We start from the raw sequence: 15968 nt of genomic DNA, 5'->3' as shown, positions 1-15968 counted from the left end.
GCGCGGTGCGGCGAGGGAGGCGTGGCGGGCCGGGGCCGCAGGCGAGCGGAGGCCCCGAACCGGGCCTCCCTGGGGCCACGGGGGTATTTATCGGGCGAAGGGCGCTCTTTCGGCAGGGGAGTGCAACTCCGCGGCGGGGAAAGGTGATCCTTGTGTGAGGACCTGGCGCCGCCGGCGCCGCTCGGACTACGGGGGACACAGTGGAGACCGCGGACACGACACCACACGCGCAACCGCCGCGCACACCGGACGCCACCGACACCACCGACCGACCACCGCAACTCGCCCTGGAACTGCTGGTGCACGGCGTCGGCGGCACCACACCGCAGGCCATGCTCAACGAGCCACGCACCACGTTGATCACCGGCGACGACACCGCGGCCTGCCACCGCCGCAGCGAGGACGCCGACGCGGAGCAGCGCCCCGAGGACTACCGCGACATCCCGGTGCGCGAGGCGTACTGCTGGTCCAACCTCACCTCCGGCAACGGCGCCCGCGCCCTCTGGCTCATCCTGGTGCCCTTCATGGTCGCCAACCTCGCCCACTGGATGCGCCCCGCGGGCCCGCCCGGCCACCCCGCCCAGCGCGTCTACGACGTCCTCGTCCGCGCCCTCGCCCTCAGCCTCACCGTCCTGCTGACGGCCGCCGCCTGCGAGGTCGCCCTCGACCTCACCGCCTGGCAGTGCGCCGGGACCGCCTCCTGCGTCGCCGGCCGATCCTGGATGGGGTTCGTCAGCCCGGCCCAGGGCGGCTGGTGGAGCCTGCCCGGCCGCCGGCTGGTCCTCGCCGCCGCCCTGCCCCTCCTCGTCATCGCCCTTCTGACCTGGCTCTCACACCGCACCTGGAGCGCCTACGAATCGGCGTCCCCGCCGCCCCGCCGCCCCGGCACCTCCCGCAACACCCCGCCCGACGAGCGCACCGCCCTCAGCCTCGACGGCTTCTGGTACGGCCGCCGCGTCGTGGCCCGGCTGCGCACCGCCCACACCACCGCGGGCGTGCTGACCACCGCCGCCGCCGTGCTCTGGGCCGTCCGCACCACCGATGCCCGGAGCGGCGCCGGAGCCGCGCTCACCGTCAGCGGTGACGCCCTCGCCGTGCTGCTCGCGTTGCTCGCCGCGACCACCCTCGCCGTCGTCGGACGCACCGCCCGCAGCGAGGCGGAGCCCGACGACACCCGGGACGGCGCCGTCGTCCGCGCCCTGCCCTACGCCGCCCTCGCCGCCTTCGCCCTGACCGCCGTGTACGCCGCATGGCAGCGCCCCATGGCCACCACCTCGGGTGCGCTGCCCGGAGTCGCCGGCTTCGGCGTCCTCACCGTCCTGCAGGGCGCCCTGGTCCTCGCCCTGGTGCTCACCGCCCGGGCGTTGCACCGCGCCTCCCGCGACGACGCCCGCGTCGCGCTGAACGGCATGGGCGGCCCCGCCGTCGCCCTGCTCGCCTGCGCGGTGGGCGGCGTGCTGTCCGGGGGAGCGGCCCAGCGGTTCGCCGACTGGATCGACGGCGACGCCACCCCGGGCGACACCGGAGCGGCCATGGCCGGGCCGCCGGTGCTGCTCTCCTGGCAGGCGTCGGTCCTTCCCGTGCTGCTGCTCGTCGTGGTCGCCGTCGTCCTGCTCGCCGCCCTGCGGGTGGGCGCCGTCCGCCGCCGCGTCGCCACCGACGTCCCCGGGCTCTACGACGACCGGGAGAAGCCCGACGCCTGGCTCACCGGGAAGATCGCCGGAACCATCGCCCGCGCCGGGCTCACCGACTCCGCGCCCGTCCTGGTCGCCGCAACCGCCGCCGTCACCCTCCTCCTGGGCGCCGGTGCCGTCCTCGGCGCCTGGTGCACCGGCCGCGCGCCCGGCCCCGCCACCGAAGGCGCCCCGCCCGCCGTGCACGCCGCCGCCGAGACCGCGTCCGCCCTCGGCTCCTGGCTGATGGGCGCCGGGGTGATACTCCTGCTCGCCACCGGACGGCGGGCCTACCGCGACCGCTCCGCCCGCCGCACCATCGGCATCCTCTGGGACGTGGGCACCTTCTGGCCGCGCGCCGCCCACCCCTTCGCGCCGCCCTGCTACGCCGAGCGTGCCGTCCCCGACCTCACCTGGCGGATGGCCACCTGGACCGAGCGGTTCGACGGACGGCTGGTGATCTCGGGCCACTCCCAGGGCAGCGTGCTGGCCGCGGCAGCCGTCTGGCAGCTCGACCTCGTCACCCGCAGCCGCGTCGCCCTGCTCACCTACGGATCCCCGCTGGAGCGCCTGTACGGCCGCTGGTTCCCCGCCTTCTTCGGCCCCCCGTTCCTGACCGGGCTGCACCGCGAGATGGACGACTGGCGCAACCTCTGGCGCTTCACCGACCCCATCGGCGGCCCGATCCGCCTCACCACCGAGGAGGGCCGACGGATCGACGAGGGACCGCTGCGCGACCCGCTGACCCTGGGCCGCACCCTCCAGCACCCGCTGCCCGCCCAGATCCTCGGCCACGGCGACTACCAGGCCGATCCCGTCTTCGACCGCGTCCGCGGCGACCTCCTCGCCCGCCTCGGCACGGCCCTGCCGGGACAGCGCGCCACGACGACGCCCGCCTCCGGAGAGCCGGAGCGGTCCGGCGCCCCGGAGACGGGCGGTGATTCCCGTACGGCTCAGGGAAGTTCGGGAAGATCCTCGGGGTAGAGCAGAGCGAGGTCGTCGGTGCTCGGGTCGGTGAGCTGCGCGACCCGGCCCGCGTGCCGCTCGACCATCGCCTCGAACGTCTGCCGCGCCGTACGGCCGTTGCCGAACGACGGGCCCTTCGGCAGCGCCGTGAAGTACTTCAGCAGCGCCTCGTCGGCCCCCTCGCCCAGCCGGTACTCGTGCTCCTCGCCCTGCTGCTCGACGATCCGCAGCAGCTCCTCCGCGCCGTAGTCGCCGAAGGTGATGGTCCGCGAGAAGCGGGAGGCCACCCCGGGGTTGACGGCCATGAAGCGCTCCATCTCGGCCGTGTAGCCGGCGACGATCACCACCACGGCGTCCCGGTGGTCCTCCATCAGCTTCACCAGCGTGTCGATGGCCTCCCGCCCGAAGTCCCGGCCCGAGTCCTCGGGCGAGAGGGCGTACGCCTCGTCGATGAACAGCACCCCGCCGCGCGCCCGGTCGAACGCCTCCTGGGTGCGGATCGCGGTCGAGCCTATGTGCTCGCCCACCAGATCCACCCGCGACACCTCGACCAGATGCCCGCGCTCCAGCACCCCCAAGGAGGCCAGGATCTCCCCGTAGAGCCGCGCGACGGTCGTCTTGCCCGTGCCGGGGGAGCCGGTGAAGACCAGATGACGGCGGGCGGACGCGGCCTTCAGGCCGGCCTGCTGCCGCCTGCGCCCCACCTCGATCATGTTGATCAGGCTGCGGACCTCGTGCTTGACGCTCTCCAGCCCCACCAGGGTGTCGAGTTCGCCGAGCACCTCCTCGGACGGCCGCCGCGGCGCCTCGGGCCCGGCCGCCGCGGGCGTCGCCTCCGGGCGCGCGGTGGCCTGCGCCGGAACCCCGCCGAGCAGCCCGGTGGTCTGCGCCGCCTGCTGCACCGCCGGTGCCGCCCCGGTGGACGGCGCGGGCGTCGCGGTGCGGCTCTCGTCGCTGGTGCAGTCCGTGACGGTCGGGCCGCCGGTGCCGTCGCCGGACGCCCCGTCGGCGAACTCGTAGCCACCGCGGGCGCACCGCTCCGTACGGCAGCGGGTCAGCGTCGTCCGGCAGCCGTCGATGATGTGGAAGCCGAAGCCGGAGCTGCCGGTCACCCGGCAGCTCTGGAAGGTGCCGCGGCCCTCGGCCGAGACGTAGAAACCGGCCTCGGTGGGCGAACCGACCGTGCAGCCCTCGACAGTGGGGTCGGCGCCCTTGGTGACGATGACGCCGGTCTGCGCACCCTCGATGACGCAGTTGGCGAGGGTGCCGCCGCTGCCGTGGTCGCGGAACCACGCGCCCGTCGCCGCCTCCCGGATCCGGCAGTCGTCCAGCTGCACCGTCGCGCCGTCACTGACCGACACCGCGGTGTTGCGCACCTGCGAGAGATCGCAGTCGACGACATCGGCGCGCGAGCCGCGGTCGAGGACGAACAGCGCATCGGGCACGTCGTGCACCCGGGTGGCGTCCAGCACGGCCGTCGCGCCGTCGCTCACCCACACCGCGGGGTAGTCGCCCGTACTGTCGTGGATCTCGCACTGGTTGGCGTCCACCCGGGTGCCCGGGTCCCACACCGACAGGCCGTTGCGTCCGAAGTGGCGCACCGTGGAGCGGGTCAGGGTGAGGACGGAGCGGGAGCGCAGATCGACGGCGTTCTCCGGGATGTCGTGGATGTCGCAGTCGGCGAGGGTGAGCACCGCGTCGGTGTCGAGGGTGACGCCGTCGGCCGAGGTGCGGTGGACGGTGCAGTCCGTCAGGTGCCCGGTCGCGCGCGAGGCGACCTGCACCCCGGTGCCCTTGATCTCGTAGATCTCGCAGCCGACCGCCTCCAGGGCGCTGCCCTCACCGTGCAGCGACAGACCGGCGCCGGAGGCGTGGTGGATCCGGCAGCTCTCCAGCCGCGGATGGGCGCCGCAGCGCACCGCGACCCCGGCCTGCCCGGCGGCCACCACCTCGCACTCCTCGAAGACGCCGCCCGCGCCGTCCAGCACGCTGATGCCGACGCCCCCGGCGTTGTCCACCGTGCACCTGCGCACCGTCGGCCGGGCCCCGCCGCGCACCTCGACGCCGGCCGCGGAACGGGTCACCACCCGCAGCCCCACCAGCTCCGGCGCGCAGTCCTCCACCAGCACGGCGGGCGACGCCGAATCCGCCGCCTCCAGGTGCAGATCGTGGACGGTCGCGGACGCCCGTACCGTCAGCGCGACGCCGTCGGCCGGAACTATTCGCACCGAGCCGCGCGCCCCGTCCGGGCCGCGCAGCGTCACCGCGCGCTGCAACACCAGATTCTCGCGGTACGTCCCCGCCGGCACGGTCAGCACATCACCGTCCCCCGCGGCCTCCAGCGCTGCGGAGAGCGAGCTGTACTCGCCCGTGCGGCGTCGCCAGCGGGATGTTCCGGAGTGCGTCACCTGGACCGAGCCCTGTGCCATGGTGCTGTCGTGCCCCCACCTCGTGCGGCTGTTGACGGCCCGGCAGGTTCCGTCCGCTGATGTCCGCATACGGGTGCCCGGGCCCCAGCCGAGTGGCTGGCTGCACCACCGTAGCGCGCCCGGCGGGCGGTAGTTGACGTGGTCGGAGAGCGCCTGCCGGACATGGGGACGCACGGACGCACGGGCCCGGCGCAGACGTCCGCGGCGTGCGCCGCGAGGCACCGCAGCGGTCAGTTTCCGGCGTCCGCGCGGCCCCAGGTCTGCCCCGCGCGCTCCCAGGCCTCGTCCCACCGGCGGTAGCGGCGCACCATCAGCTGCCGCACGGCCAGCCGCCGGGCGCCCTCGATCAGCCCGCCGACGCAGGCGGCGACGCCGAGCCCGGCCAGCGTCGCATGGGTGGCGGCGGTGGACTCGTCCATCGGGCGCGGGATGACCAGACCGCGGTCGTCGGTCCAGATCCGGAAGCGGTCGCCCGGCTCGACGGGCCGGGGCGCGCCGATCCGTCCCGTGCGCGGGCTGCCGTCCCATGCCGTCCACCGGGCGATGACCTGCAGATGGGAGTCGCGCCGCGAGGACGTCTCCGGGTCCGGGTCCATCGGGGTGCGGGTGGCGAGGCGGTCGACGGTGGCCCACACCAGATGGCGGTGGGCGGCCTGGGCGCGCACCGTCGCCAGCAGGGTGTCGTGCACCGCACCGCCCGTAGCCACCCCCGCCAGCGGCGCTCCCAGGGCGATCAGCAGCACGGCGAGCACGGTCAGCAAGGACTCGACGTGGTCGGTACGGCGGCGCAGCGGATTGCACCACCGCGCACGCAGACCGGGTTTCACTGGCTTCACCGGGCCCCCTCTCCGACTCCTTGAATACCCCATTCGACGCCGCTCGTGCGCGGCTTCGGCCCACCGCGACCGGCGTTCCGGCTCATCCCCGCGGCCCGACCGGGCGCCGGGGGCCGCACCGTGCGCGGGCGCGCCCCGCCGCGCGGCCCTTCGGACCGGAGCGCCCCGCGGTCGCCGTACGGCCGCGCGATGCCCGGCCCGAGGTCGTCAGCCGAGTATCTCGAAGGGGTCGCCGACGCGGATGGTGCCGGTGTTCCGCGGGATGAGGTTCTGGCCGAAGACCGGGCGTTCGGCGATGCGGTGGTGGCGGGCCAGGGTGCGCAGCGGCTCCTTGCCCCGCTCGGCGGTGCGCTGGTCGGTGGTGGTGACGACGCACCGGCTGCTGGGCTTGGCGACGTCGAAGACCACGGCGCCGATCCGCACCGTGCGCCAGGTGTCCTCGGCCCACGGGGCGGTGCCGTCGACGACCGCGTTGGGCCGGAAGCGGTCCATCGGCAGCGGGCCCTCGTCGGCGTGATCGCCCTGGGCGATGAGGGAGTTGAGGGCGTCCAGGGACGCGGTGGTGGTGAGCAGCAGCGGATAGCCGTCGGCGAAGGAGACGGTGTCGCCCGGCCGGGAGTACCGCGGATCGACGGGGCGCCGCTCGGCGGGCGCGTCGAGGTGCACCAGCTCCACCGGCGTCGCCAGATACCGGCTGAACCACGCGGCGGCGGCGGAGCCGGCCGGTACCGCTTCGACCTCGTCCCGCCAGACCCCGACCGTGACCGTCCGGCCGGGCTCCGGGACCTCGACGCTCAGCGGCTCCATCCCGGGCGCGGTGAGATGCACGCCGCCGCCCGGCAGGCCCTCGGCGGCGGCCAGGGCCAGCTTCGGGTGCGGCCGCTGGGTCACCAGCCGGCGCTCGGCGTCGACCAGCATCCAGCGCCGGTCCCCGGCGAGCCCCCACGGCTCGACGACCGCTTCGCCGGGACCGGCCCCCGCAAGGGACTTGACCGGGTACAGATGGATGTCACGCAGAACTGGCTCGGGCATGTCCCCATCCTGCCAGCCACCACCGACAGCCGACCCGGGAGGCCGGTCCCGTACCCCCGCTCCGGGTCAGTAGCCCCGGGGCTGGTACGAGCGGCCGTACGGGTCGTCGTACGGCGACGGGCGCTGCGGGGCCGGGGCGACGGGGGCGGCCGGGCGCATCGCCTCGTAGCCGGTGCCCATGGGCGGGCGCGGCGGCTGCGGGGCGGCCGGGTGGCCGCGGGTGACCGCCTGCTGCGGGATGTACGGCGCGGGCGTGTGCTGGAGCGGGGCGACCGGCGCCGCGACGCCGGGGTGACCCGGTCCGGGCGACGGATGCGACGGGGCGGCGGGCAGCGCCGCCGGGAGCGCGGGAAGGTACGACGAGCCGGTGTCGTACGGTGCCGGGTTGACCCGGATCGGGGCGATCTGCGGCGTCCCGCGTTCGGCGACGAGGCTGTCGTAGATCGGGGTGTCCGGGAAGGACGGCGAAGCGTAGTAGCCGCCGCCGTAGGTAGAGCGGGGGGAGGTCATACCTCTTAAGTTAAGCCCACGATGTGCCGATTGGGGAGCCTGGATAGCCGGTTGTTTCACGGGGCGGTGGTGACCTCCTGCCCGTAATGGTAGTTAAATGGTGAAAATCGGTTGAGATCGCCCGTAGAAAATGCGTAAAGACCTCGCTTCTCGCAAGTGAACAGGGGACGTTCACACCTCGTTCCGGCCAAGTAGGTTGGGAACAGCCGTGGCTGACGGGGCGACTGGCGGGACGGAAGTGTTCCGTGAGGTCGGTGGGGCGCGGGAAGCGCGAGAAGGGTGCCGAGATGGCGATGCTCAAGGGCGGGAACGTTCCGGTGGCGGCGAGGGCCGTGCGGGTCGAGTTGGGCTGGCGCGCCGCACCGGGGGTGCCGGAGGTCGACGCCTCCGCCCTCCTGCTGGTCTCCGGACGGGTGCGCGACGACGGCGACTTCGTCTTCTACAACCAGCCGGTCCACGCCTCGGGCGCCGTCCGGTACGAGGGCAGGAGCGGCTCCGGCGACGCGCGGACCGACACCCTCGCCGTCGACCTCGCGGCCGTCGACGGCGCGGTGGACACGGTGGTGCTCGCCGCCTCCGCCGACGGTGGTGCCTTCGGACAGGTGCCCGGCCTGTACATCCGGGTGCGGGACGCGGCGGGCGGCGCCGAACTGGCCCGCTTCGACAGCGCCGACGCCACCACCGAGACCGCCTTCGTCCTCGGCGAGCTGTACCGCCGCCAGGGCGGGTGGAAGTTCCGCGCCGTGGGTCAGGGCTACGCCACCGGCCTCGCGGGCCTCGCCACCGACTTCGGCATCAGCGTCGAGGCGGAGCCGGAGCCGCAGCCTGCGGTCGCCCCGGCGCCCCCGCTGCCCGCGCCGCCTCCGCCGACCCCGGCGCCTCCGCCGCCCGCGAGCCCCGCGCCGGGCGGCCCCTACGGCGCGGCACCGGGCGGCGCGTATCCGGGTGCGACGCCCGCGCCCGCCGCACCCGTGGGCCCGCCCCCGCCCTCCGCGGCGCCCGCTCCCGTCAGCCTCACCAAGGTCACGCTGACGAAGGAGGCGCCGTCCGTCTCGCTCACCAAGCAGGGCGGCACCGGCGGGGCGATGCGGGTCAACCTCAACTGGACGGGCGCCGGGGCCGCCAAGCGGTTCGGCAAGAAGCTCGGGCGCAAGGCCATGGAGGCGCTCGGCGCGCGCGGTGCGCTGCTGCCGCCGGGCGGCGACCTCGATCTCGACCTGTGCGCCCTGTACGAACTCACCGACGGCAGCGCCGGAGTGGTCCATCCGCTCGGCAACAGCTTCGGCGCGCTGCACGCCCCGCCCTACATCCAGCTCGACGGCGACGACCGCACCGGTGCCGTCGCGACCGGCGAGAACCTCACCGTCAACCTCGACCACCAGCGCAGCATCCGCCGCATCCTGCTCTTCGTCACCGTCTACGCCGGTGCCCGCAGCTTCGAGGGGCTGACCGCGTCCGTCACCCTCCAGCCGCAGCACGGCGCGCCCGTCGAGTTCACCCTCGACGCCTGCACCGTCCCCTCGACGGTCTGCGCCCTCGCCCTGATCACCAACACCGGCGGCGAGCTGGTCGTCCACCGCGAGGCCCGCTACCTCGTCCCGGAGCCCGGCGTCAGCCCGCAGCGCACCGTCGACCAGGCGTACGGCTGGGGTCTGACGTGGTCGCCCGCCAGGAAGTGACCGGCGGCGCGGCCCTCACGGCGCGCCGTACGTCCGGCCCTTCCACGCCGCCCCGCGGCCCCGGTGGTGCCGCACCGCCGAGTCCACCGTCATCAACAGGTACAGCAGGGCGGTGAACGGCAGCAGCGGCGCCGTCCACCACGGCTGGCGGTAGTACCGCACCATCGGCAGGAACGTCCCGCACATCACCGCCCACGCCGCGCCCCCGCACCCCGCCGCCACGGCGCTGCCCGCCGCCGCTCCCGCCAGCAGCGCGGCGGGCGGCGCCAGATACACCAGCGCGAGCCCCAGCACCGTGCCGAGGAGCAGCAGCGGCCGGTGGCGCAGCTGGGCGTAGGCGCTGCGGGCGACCATCTGCCACAGCTCGGCCAGCCGCGGGTACGGCCGGACGCTGTCCACCCGCTCCGCCAGCCCCAGCCAGATCCGCCCGCCGGCCGACTTGACCGCCCGGGCCAGCGACACGTCGTCGATCACCGCGCCCCGGACGGACTCCGGGACGCCCGCCCGTTCGGCCGCCTCCGTGCGGAGCAGGACGCAGCCGCCGGCCGCCGCCGCGGTCCGGGCGCCCGGCCGGTTCACCCACCGGAACGGGTAGAGCTGCGCGAAGAAGTACACGAACGCCGGGACGATCAGCCGCTCCCAGAACGTGGCGACCCGCAGCCGGGCCATCTGCGACACCAGGTCCAGCCGCGCCGACCGCGCCGCCGCCACCAACTCCCGCAGGCCGTCCGGATCGTGGGCGATGTCGGCATCGGTCAGCAGCAGATACTCCGGGTCCGTCCGCTCCCGCGCCAGCGCGATCCCGTGGCGTACGGCCCAGAGCTTGCCGGTCCAGCCCGGCTCCGGCGGGCCGGGGGAGACGACGGTCAGGGGCAGTCCGTCCCGCTCGGCGGCGAGCGCGCGGGCCAGTGCGCCGGTGCCGTCCGTGCTGCCGTCGTCGACGAGGAAGACCTCGGCGCGGCCCGGGTACTTCTGCGCCAGCAGCGAGGGCAGGCTCACCGGGAGCACCGCCGCCTCGTCCCGCGCGGGCACCACCACGGCCACCGACGGCCACCGCTCCGGTTCGCCACGGGCGGGCAGCCGGACGTCGGTGCGCCAGAAGAAGCCCCGGCCCAGCAGCAGCCACGCCCAGGCCGCCAGCGACCCGGCACCGATCCACTCCATCGCTCCCACGGGCCGCAGTCTGCCGCACGGCGGGCGCGGTGGCGGGGTGTTCCGGGCGCCCGGCGGGGCGGCGGCGCGCCCGCCCGGGGCGCCCGGTCCGGTATGACAAGTCGGGCACCCGCCGAGTAGGGTGCCCGGGTGAAGATCGCGCTGATGGACTCCGGTACCGGCCTGCTTCCCGCGGCCGCCGCGGTGCGCCGGCTCCGGCCGGACGCCGATCTCGTCCTCTCCACCGACCCCGACGGCATGCCCTGGGGTCCGCGTACCCCCGACGATGTCACCGCGCACGCGCTCGCCTGTGCCCGCGCCGCCGCCGCGCACCGTCCGGACGCGCTGATCGTCGCCTGCAACACCGCCTCCGTACACGCCCTCCCGGCGCTCCGTGCCGAGCTGGAGCCCGGCATCCCGGTCATCGGCACCGTCCCGGCGGTCAAGCCCGCCGCGGCCGGTGGCGGCCCGGTCGCCATCTGGGCGACGCCGGCCACCACCGGCAGCCCGTACCAGCGCGGGCTGATCGAGCGGTTCGCCGCGGGCGTGGACGTCACCGGCGTACCCTGCCCCGGTCTCGCCGACGCCGTCGAGGCGGCCGACGAGCAGGCGATCGCCACCGCGGTCGCGGCCGCCGCCGCGCGCACCCCGCACGACGTCCGGGCCGTCGTCCTCGGCTGCACCCACTACGAGCTGGTCGCCGACGCCATCCGCGACGCCCTCCAGCAGCCCGGCGCGCCCGCCCTTACGCTGTACGGCTCGGCCGACGCGGTCGCCGCCCAGGCGCTGCGGCGGATCGGTGCCGAGCCCGCGCCGGACGCCGCGCCGACCGGCGGCCTGCACATGATCGAGAGCGGCCGCCCCGGCGCGTTGCCGCCCCTCGCGCTCGCCTACGCCGAGGGCCGGCTGCTGGCCCCCGGCGCCGCCGCGACCGCCGGGCGCGGCTGACCGCACCGCCGCGCGGGCCGTCCGCCCGGCCCCGCCGACGTGGCGGGCGACACGCTGCTCACGGGCGGGAAGGCGCGTACGCTGCGTGGCATGAGGGACCACCCCCACGACGGGGCAGCCGCCCCCGACGCGCACCCCCGCCCCGCCGGCTCCGGCGACGACGCCCACCTCTCCGGCGCGCATGCGCAGATCCCCGAGGTCTGGCAGGGCAGCGCCACCAACCGCATCCAGTGGCTGCTGGCCGCGGTCGGCGTGGCGTGCCTGGCGCTGGGCGTGCAGCTGGCTGTCGACAGCCGGTGGACGTCCTCGCCGATTCCGCTGGTCATGGCGGTGGTCGGCTGTGTCGCGGCGGGGCTGCTGGTGGTCTTCGGCACGCTCGCCTTCGTCCATGTCGAGGTACGGGTGGACCAGGAGTCGCTGGAGGTGCGCTGCGGGCACATCGGCGTGCCGCGCCGCCGCGTGCCGCTCGCCGAGGTCGTCGGCGTCGAGACGGCTCCCCGGGTCACGCCGTGCCACTGGGGCGGCTGGGGCTACCGCTGGCGTCCCGAACAGGGCATGGCCATCGTGGTGCGCCGCGGCGAGGCGATCGTCCTCACCCTCCGCGACGGCCGGACGTTCACGGTCACCGTGGACGACGCCGAGGGCGCGGCCCGCTGCATCCGCAGCCGCATCCCGGCCCCTACGGCGACGTCCTAGGGGGTGTCTTCCCGGTCTTCGGGGGGCGTGGCGCCGGGCCCACGGAGAACGAAAAGGGGGAGCGGCCCGTTCCTCTACAGTGCAGGCATGGCAACCCCCGACTTCATTCGTGACCTGCGTGCCACCATCGGACACCGGCTGCTGTGGCTGCCCGGGGTGACCGCCGTGGTCTTCGACGACGACGGCCGGGTGCTGCTGGGCCGCCGTGCGGACACCGGCGGCTGGTCGGTGATCGGCGGCATCGCCGAGCCCGGTGAGCAGCCGGCCGCGGTCGCGGTCCGCGAGGTCTTCGAGGAGACGGCGGTCCGGGTCGTCCCCGAGCGCGTCGTCCTCGTCGAGGCACTGCCCCCGCTGACCTATCCGAACGGCGACATCTGCCAGTTCATGGACACCACGCTGCGCTGCCGGGCGGTCGGCGGCGAGGCGCGGGTCAACGACGACGAGTCGCTGGACGTGGCGTGGTTCGCCCTGGACGCGCTCCCGGAGCTGGAGGAGTTCGCCCTGACCCGCATCCGGCGGGCCGCGGAGGAGGGGGAGGCGTGGTTCGAGGGGAAGGACGGGGTGCCGGCGTTGTCGTAGGGAAGGCACAGGTCCGGGCACGAGGGGGAGAACCGGAAGCCGGTACGGGCCGCGTCCCGCTCGCGTAGGGGGACGGCCGGTGCTCCGGTCCTCCTCGCCGGGATTGCTGTCCCCGGGCGTGCGGCGGCACTGCCCCGCGAGGGGATCACTCCCGCCGGAGCCGGAGCCGGAGCCGGAGCCGGAGCCGGAGCCCGCTGAAGCCTCGCGGTGAAATCGCTCCCGGGCTGTGCGAATGCGGCTCCCGTCGCAGGGATTTAGCGTCGGGAAGAGGGCGGACCGGTTTTCCACCGGTCGGACGTGGGGCGCGGGAGCCGGCCACGTCCACGGGGAGCGGCGGGGGCGCGGCAGCGCCGGCCCGCCGTGTGGGCTCAGGACCTGTAGCCGTCCGGACATGGGCGGAGGGTGTCCCGGCTGCCGGTGACGTGTCTATCCGTGAGGGTGAAATGTCCACTACGCAGTATGACGGTGTCGCTTCTCGGATCGTCGAGATCGAGCGGGCGCTCGGACCCTACCGGGAGCACGAGCAGATCCCGGCCGTGCTGGACGCCGTGGGCTCTCTCGACGGCGTCACCGTGCTGGACGCCGGATGCGGAACCGGCGCCTACAGCCGGCTGCTGCGCCGGCGCGGTGCGGCGGAGGTGCTCGGGGTGGATTCGAGCGCGGGGATGGTGGCCGCGGCCCAGGCGCTTGAGGAACGGGAGCCGCTCGGTGTCGCCTACCGGCGGGCCGACCTTTCCGCCATGGACGTGGTCGGTGCTTTCGGCGTGGTCACGGCGATCAGCGTCCTGCACTACGCGGACTCCCGGGAGACCCTGCACCGGATGTGCGGGAGCCTGTTCGCCCATCTCGCATCCGGTGGGCGCCTGGTCACCGTCGTGGGCAACGCCGACCTGCCGTCCGGTGTGGTGCGCGATGCCCTCTCGATACAGCGCCCCACGCCGGTCCACGACGGCGATGTGTGCACCCTGACGATCCACACCACGCCCCCGGTCCGGCTTGCGGTGTACCGCTGGAGCCGAGCGGCGCTGGAACAGGCCCTGCGGGCCGGCGGCTTCGCCGACGTGACCTTCGCCCCTGTCGGACCGGTGGCGGGCGACGCCGGTGAGGAGCCCGCCGCTCTCCTGCTGTGCGCGCGGCGGCCGGGGGCGTAGCGGGGCCGGCTCCCCGGGCGTTGCTTCCACGGGTTTTGCGCAGGCGCTCGTGCGGCCGGCCCGGCGGAGCACGGCACCGCCGGGCCGCTGCCCGCCTTCCCGCCTTCGTGGGCACCGAGTCCGCCGCGCCCGAAGGATGCGGCGGACACGGTGCCGGGGGAGCCCGCCCGGTGCGGGGCGCACGGCAGGCGGGTTCTACTTCGTGGCCTGCAGTATCGAGTCGAGCTTTCTTTCCAGGGCCTTCTTGGGTGCGGCGCCGACCCATGAGCCCACGGGGCGGCCGCCGGAGAAGACGACGAAGGCGGGAACGGACGTGATGCCGAGCTCCATGGCCAGTCCGGGCTCCTCGTCCAGGTCGGCCTTGACGACGTCGAGACCGGGGGACCGCTCGGCGGCCAGCTGTTCCACGTGCGGGGTGACCATCCGGCACGGGCGGCACCAGGTGGCCCAGAACTGGACCAGGACGGGCCGCTGCGACCGGAGGACACGTTCGGGGAACGTCTGCTCGGTGACGGCGTCGACCGGGCGGGAGAAGAGTGCGGGCATGTGCGGGTTCCTTGTCTTGCGTCGGGACGGGGGTGGGGGAGTGCGGCGGAGCGGCGTCCTGCCGCGGGTTACCGGTCGGCGTCGGCGGCCGCGCGGCGGTGGTGTTCCACGGCGCGGTCGATGTCCTCGTTCAGCAGGTCGAGATCGAGGGCGAAGGCGGCGGCGGACCCCATGCCGGCGGCGGTGACGACCTGGGCGTGGTGGTCGACGACATTGCCGGCGGCCCAGACGCCGGAGACGCTGGTGAGGCCGGTGCGGTCGGTGACGACCCAGCCGTTGGCGTCCTTCTCGCAGCCCAGTTGGGTCAGCAGATCGTCGTGCGGCACCGGGCGGGGGAAGACGAAGGCGGCGGCGCGGGGGACGACGCGGCCGTCGGCCAGCTCGATGCCCCGCAGCCGGTCGTCGTCGACGACGAGCTGCTTGATCTCGCCCTCGGCGATGCGCACGCCGTACGCCGCCAGCTGCTCCCGGTCCTGCGCGGTCAGGCTCAGGGTGTGCGGGAAGAGGACGACGTCGTCGCTCCACTGCCGCAGGATCAGGGCGTGGTGGACGGCCCCGGGGTGGGTGCTGAGGACGGCCAGGGGCTGGTCACGGACTTCGTAGGCGTGGCAGTAGGGGCAGTGCAGCAGGTCCTTGCCCCACCGCTCGCGTACGCCGGGGATGTCGGGCAGTTCGTCGCGCAGCCCGGTGGCGACCAGGATCCGGCGCGCCTTGAGCACCACCCCGCCCGCCAGGCGGACGAAGTAGCCGTGGTGGATCTCCTCCACCAGCCCCTGGATGATCTGGACGCCGTAGCGGTCGATCTCGGCGCGCCCGAGGTCGAGCAGGGTCGCCGGCGACATCCCCTCGCGGGACAGGAAGCCGTGCAGGTGCGCGGCGGGCGCGTTGCGCGGCGCTCCGGCGTCGATCACCGCGACCTTGCGGCGTGCGCGGCCCAGGAGCAGGGCGGCGTTCAGACCGGCCGCTCCGGCGCCGATCACCACCACGTCGTGGACGTCGTCGAAGGCGCTGCCGCGGGCCTTGGCGCGCGGGGTGTGCTGGTCGTTCATCGGTTCGTTCATGTCGGATCAACCTCCTGCCGCGAGAGTGCGAGCCAGGCTCGGAAATGGCAATGTTCGTTGCCATTTCTGGGAAACGGAGGTCGAATGGGGGCATGGACGAGCACGCACCGATCGCCGCCGCGCTGGCCGAGGTCGGCCCCCGCCTCCGGAGCATCCGTACCCGGCGCGGCGTGAGCCTGTCGGCGTTGGCCGAGGTCACCGGCATCTCCAAGAGCACCCTGTCGCGGCTGGAGTCGGGGCAGCGCCGCCCGAGCCTGGAACTGCTGCTGCCCCTCGCACAGGCCCACCAGGTCCCCCTGGACGAACTGGTCGGGGCGCCCGAGGTCGGGGATCCGCGGATCCGCGTCAGACCCCGGAACCACAAGGGCCGCACGGTGATCCCGCTGTCGGACCGGGCCGGGGGCATGCAGGCCTGGAAGTCGATCATCCCCGCCGATCAGAACCGTCCCGAGCCGGTCACGCACGAGGGGTACGAGTGGCTGTACGTGCTGTCCGGGCGGCTGCGGCTCATCCTGGCCGACCACGACCTGGTCATGGGGCCGGGCGAGGCGGCCGAGTTCGACACCCGTCTGCCGCACTGGTTCGGCCCCGTGGGGGACTCGCCCGTGGAGATCCTCAATCTGTTCGGCCCGCAGGGAGAGCGCATGCACGTACGGGCCAGGCCCGGCTCCCGGGCGGAGCGGCGTCCTTCCGCCGATTAGGTCCGGAAT

General features: G+C 74.8%; 14 protein-coding genes. 7 read left to right on the top strand and 7 right to left on the bottom strand.

Features of this window, described 5'->3' with window-relative positions; translation table 11 throughout:
* Positions 1-200 precede the first annotated feature (200 nt).
* A complete protein-coding gene (locus ABT345_RS23580) occupies positions 201-2657 on the top strand; it encodes a hypothetical protein (RefSeq protein WP_386459702.1) in 2457 nt (818 codons plus the stop codon).
* On the opposite strand, the gene ABT345_RS23575 is transcribed toward ABT345_RS23580, so the two are convergent.
* The 4 genes from ABT345_RS23575 to ABT345_RS23560 all read right to left on the bottom strand — a co-directional run bounded on the left by ABT345_RS23575 (position 2627) and on the right by ABT345_RS23560 (position 7446).
* The gene (locus tag ABT345_RS23575; RefSeq protein ID WP_345091152.1) at positions 2627-5068 is read right to left on the bottom strand and encodes a right-handed parallel beta-helix repeat-containing protein; all 2442 of its coding nucleotides are present in this window, start codon (positions 5066-5068) and stop codon (positions 2627-2629) included. The two genes, ABT345_RS23580 and ABT345_RS23575, sit on opposite strands and share 31 nt — an antisense overlap.
* A gap of 230 nt (positions 5069-5298) precedes the next feature.
* Positions 5299-5904: an Rv1733c family protein gene (locus tag ABT345_RS23570; protein WP_345091149.1), complete on the bottom strand. Its 606-nt coding sequence runs from the start codon at positions 5902-5904 to the stop codon at positions 5299-5301.
* 207 nt (positions 5905-6111) lie between these two features.
* A complete protein-coding gene (locus tag ABT345_RS23565) occupies positions 6112-6936 on the bottom strand; it encodes an MOSC domain-containing protein (protein ID WP_345091146.1) in 825 nt (274 codons plus the stop codon).
* 66 nt (positions 6937-7002) lie between these two features.
* The gene (locus ABT345_RS23560) at positions 7003-7446 is read right to left on the bottom strand and encodes a DUF6643 family protein (protein WP_345091143.1); all 444 of its coding nucleotides are present in this window, start codon (positions 7444-7446) and stop codon (positions 7003-7005) included.
* 287 nt (positions 7447-7733) lie between these two features.
* Here ABT345_RS23560 and ABT345_RS23555 point away from each other — a divergent pair, with 287 nt between their 5' ends.
* The gene (locus tag ABT345_RS23555; protein WP_345091140.1) at positions 7734-9125 is read left to right on the top strand and encodes a TerD family protein; all 1392 of its coding nucleotides are present in this window, start codon (positions 7734-7736) and stop codon (positions 9123-9125) included.
* 15 nt (positions 9126-9140) lie between these two features.
* Here the strand turns inward: ABT345_RS23555 and ABT345_RS23550 are convergent, their stop codons facing one another.
* Positions 9141-10289: a glycosyltransferase gene (locus tag ABT345_RS23550; RefSeq protein ID WP_345092186.1), complete on the bottom strand. Its 1149-nt coding sequence runs from the start codon at positions 10287-10289 to the stop codon at positions 9141-9143.
* Positions 10290-10427: 138 nt separating this feature from the next.
* Here ABT345_RS23550 and ABT345_RS23545 point away from each other — a divergent pair, with 138 nt between their 5' ends.
* The 4 genes from ABT345_RS23545 to ABT345_RS23530 all read left to right on the top strand — a co-directional run bounded on the left by ABT345_RS23545 (position 10428) and on the right by ABT345_RS23530 (position 13651).
* On the top strand, positions 10428-11225 hold the full coding sequence (locus tag ABT345_RS23545; protein ID WP_345091137.1) for a glutamate racemase: 798 nt from the start codon (positions 10428-10430) through the stop codon (positions 11223-11225).
* A 90-nt stretch (positions 11226-11315) separates the two neighbouring features.
* A complete protein-coding gene (locus ABT345_RS23540) occupies positions 11316-11921 on the top strand; it encodes a hypothetical protein (protein WP_345091134.1) in 606 nt (201 codons plus the stop codon).
* An 87-nt stretch (positions 11922-12008) separates the two neighbouring features.
* A complete protein-coding gene (locus ABT345_RS23535; protein WP_345091131.1) occupies positions 12009-12500 on the top strand; it encodes an NUDIX hydrolase in 492 nt (163 codons plus the stop codon).
* Between the two features lie 443 nt (positions 12501-12943).
* Positions 12944-13651 carry a class I SAM-dependent methyltransferase gene (locus ABT345_RS23530; RefSeq protein WP_345091128.1) on the top strand — a complete coding sequence of 236 codons (708 nt, stop codon included), beginning with the start codon at positions 12944-12946 and terminating at the stop codon, positions 13649-13651.
* A gap of 195 nt (positions 13652-13846) precedes the next feature.
* Here the strand turns inward: ABT345_RS23530 and ABT345_RS23525 are convergent, their stop codons facing one another.
* Together ABT345_RS23525 and ABT345_RS23520 are read right to left on the bottom strand one after the other, a co-directional pair.
* Positions 13847-14197 (bottom strand): thioredoxin family protein, encoded by a 351-nt coding sequence (locus ABT345_RS23525; RefSeq protein ID WP_345091125.1) that lies wholly within the window; start codon positions 14195-14197, stop codon positions 13847-13849.
* Positions 14198-14265: 68 nt separating this feature from the next.
* Entirely contained in the window at positions 14266-15258 is a 993-nt protein-coding gene (locus ABT345_RS23520) for an NAD(P)/FAD-dependent oxidoreductase (RefSeq protein WP_417833231.1), read from the bottom strand.
* A 92-nt stretch (positions 15259-15350) separates the two neighbouring features.
* Between ABT345_RS23520 and ABT345_RS23515 the strand changes: the two genes are divergently transcribed.
* Positions 15351-15959 carry a helix-turn-helix domain-containing protein gene (locus ABT345_RS23515; protein ID WP_345091122.1) on the top strand — a complete coding sequence of 203 codons (609 nt, stop codon included), beginning with the start codon at positions 15351-15353 and terminating at the stop codon, positions 15957-15959.
* The last annotated feature ends 9 nt before the right edge of the window (positions 15960-15968 follow it).

This window comes from Streptomyces sp. NPDC000404 (genome assembly GCF_040300365.1).
Taxonomy (GTDB): Bacteria; Actinomycetota; Actinomycetes; order Streptomycetales; family Streptomycetaceae; genus Streptomyces; species Streptomyces ramulosus.
Note: the sequence above shows the minus strand (reverse complement) of the source record. Positions and strands in the feature narration are given on the sequence as shown.

Bases quoted from the DNA above. Each gene is read 5' to 3' on its own strand.
- ABT345_RS23575 (WP_345091152.1), bottom strand. From the start codon at position 5,068: ATGGCACAGGGCTCGGTCCAGGTGACGCACTCCGGAACATCCCGCTGG.
- ABT345_RS23565 (WP_345091146.1), bottom strand. From the start codon at position 6,936: ATGCCCGAGCCAGTTCTGCGTGACATCCATCTGTACCCGGTCAAGTCC.
- ABT345_RS23560 (WP_345091143.1), bottom strand. From the start codon at position 7,446: ATGACCTCCCCCCGCTCTACCTACGGCGGCGGCTACTACGCTTCGCCG.
- ABT345_RS23555 (WP_345091140.1), top strand. From the start codon at position 7,734: ATGGCGATGCTCAAGGGCGGGAACGTTCCGGTGGCGGCGAGGGCCGTG.
- ABT345_RS23550 (WP_345092186.1), bottom strand. From the start codon at position 10,289: ATGGAGTGGATCGGTGCCGGGTCGCTGGCGGCCTGGGCGTGGCTGCTG.
- ABT345_RS23540 (WP_345091134.1), top strand. From the start codon at position 11,316: ATGAGGGACCACCCCCACGACGGGGCAGCCGCCCCCGACGCGCACCCC.
- ABT345_RS23535 (WP_345091131.1), top strand. From the start codon at position 12,009: ATGGCAACCCCCGACTTCATTCGTGACCTGCGTGCCACCATCGGACAC.
- ABT345_RS23530 (WP_345091128.1), top strand. From the start codon at position 12,944: ATGTCCACTACGCAGTATGACGGTGTCGCTTCTCGGATCGTCGAGATC.
- ABT345_RS23525 (WP_345091125.1), bottom strand. From the start codon at position 14,197: ATGCCCGCACTCTTCTCCCGCCCGGTCGACGCCGTCACCGAGCAGACG.
- ABT345_RS23520 (WP_417833231.1), bottom strand. From the start codon at position 15,258: ATGAACGAACCGATGAACGACCAGCACACCCCGCGCGCCAAGGCCCGC.
- ABT345_RS23515 (WP_345091122.1), top strand. From the start codon at position 15,351: ATGGACGAGCACGCACCGATCGCCGCCGCGCTGGCCGAGGTCGGCCCC.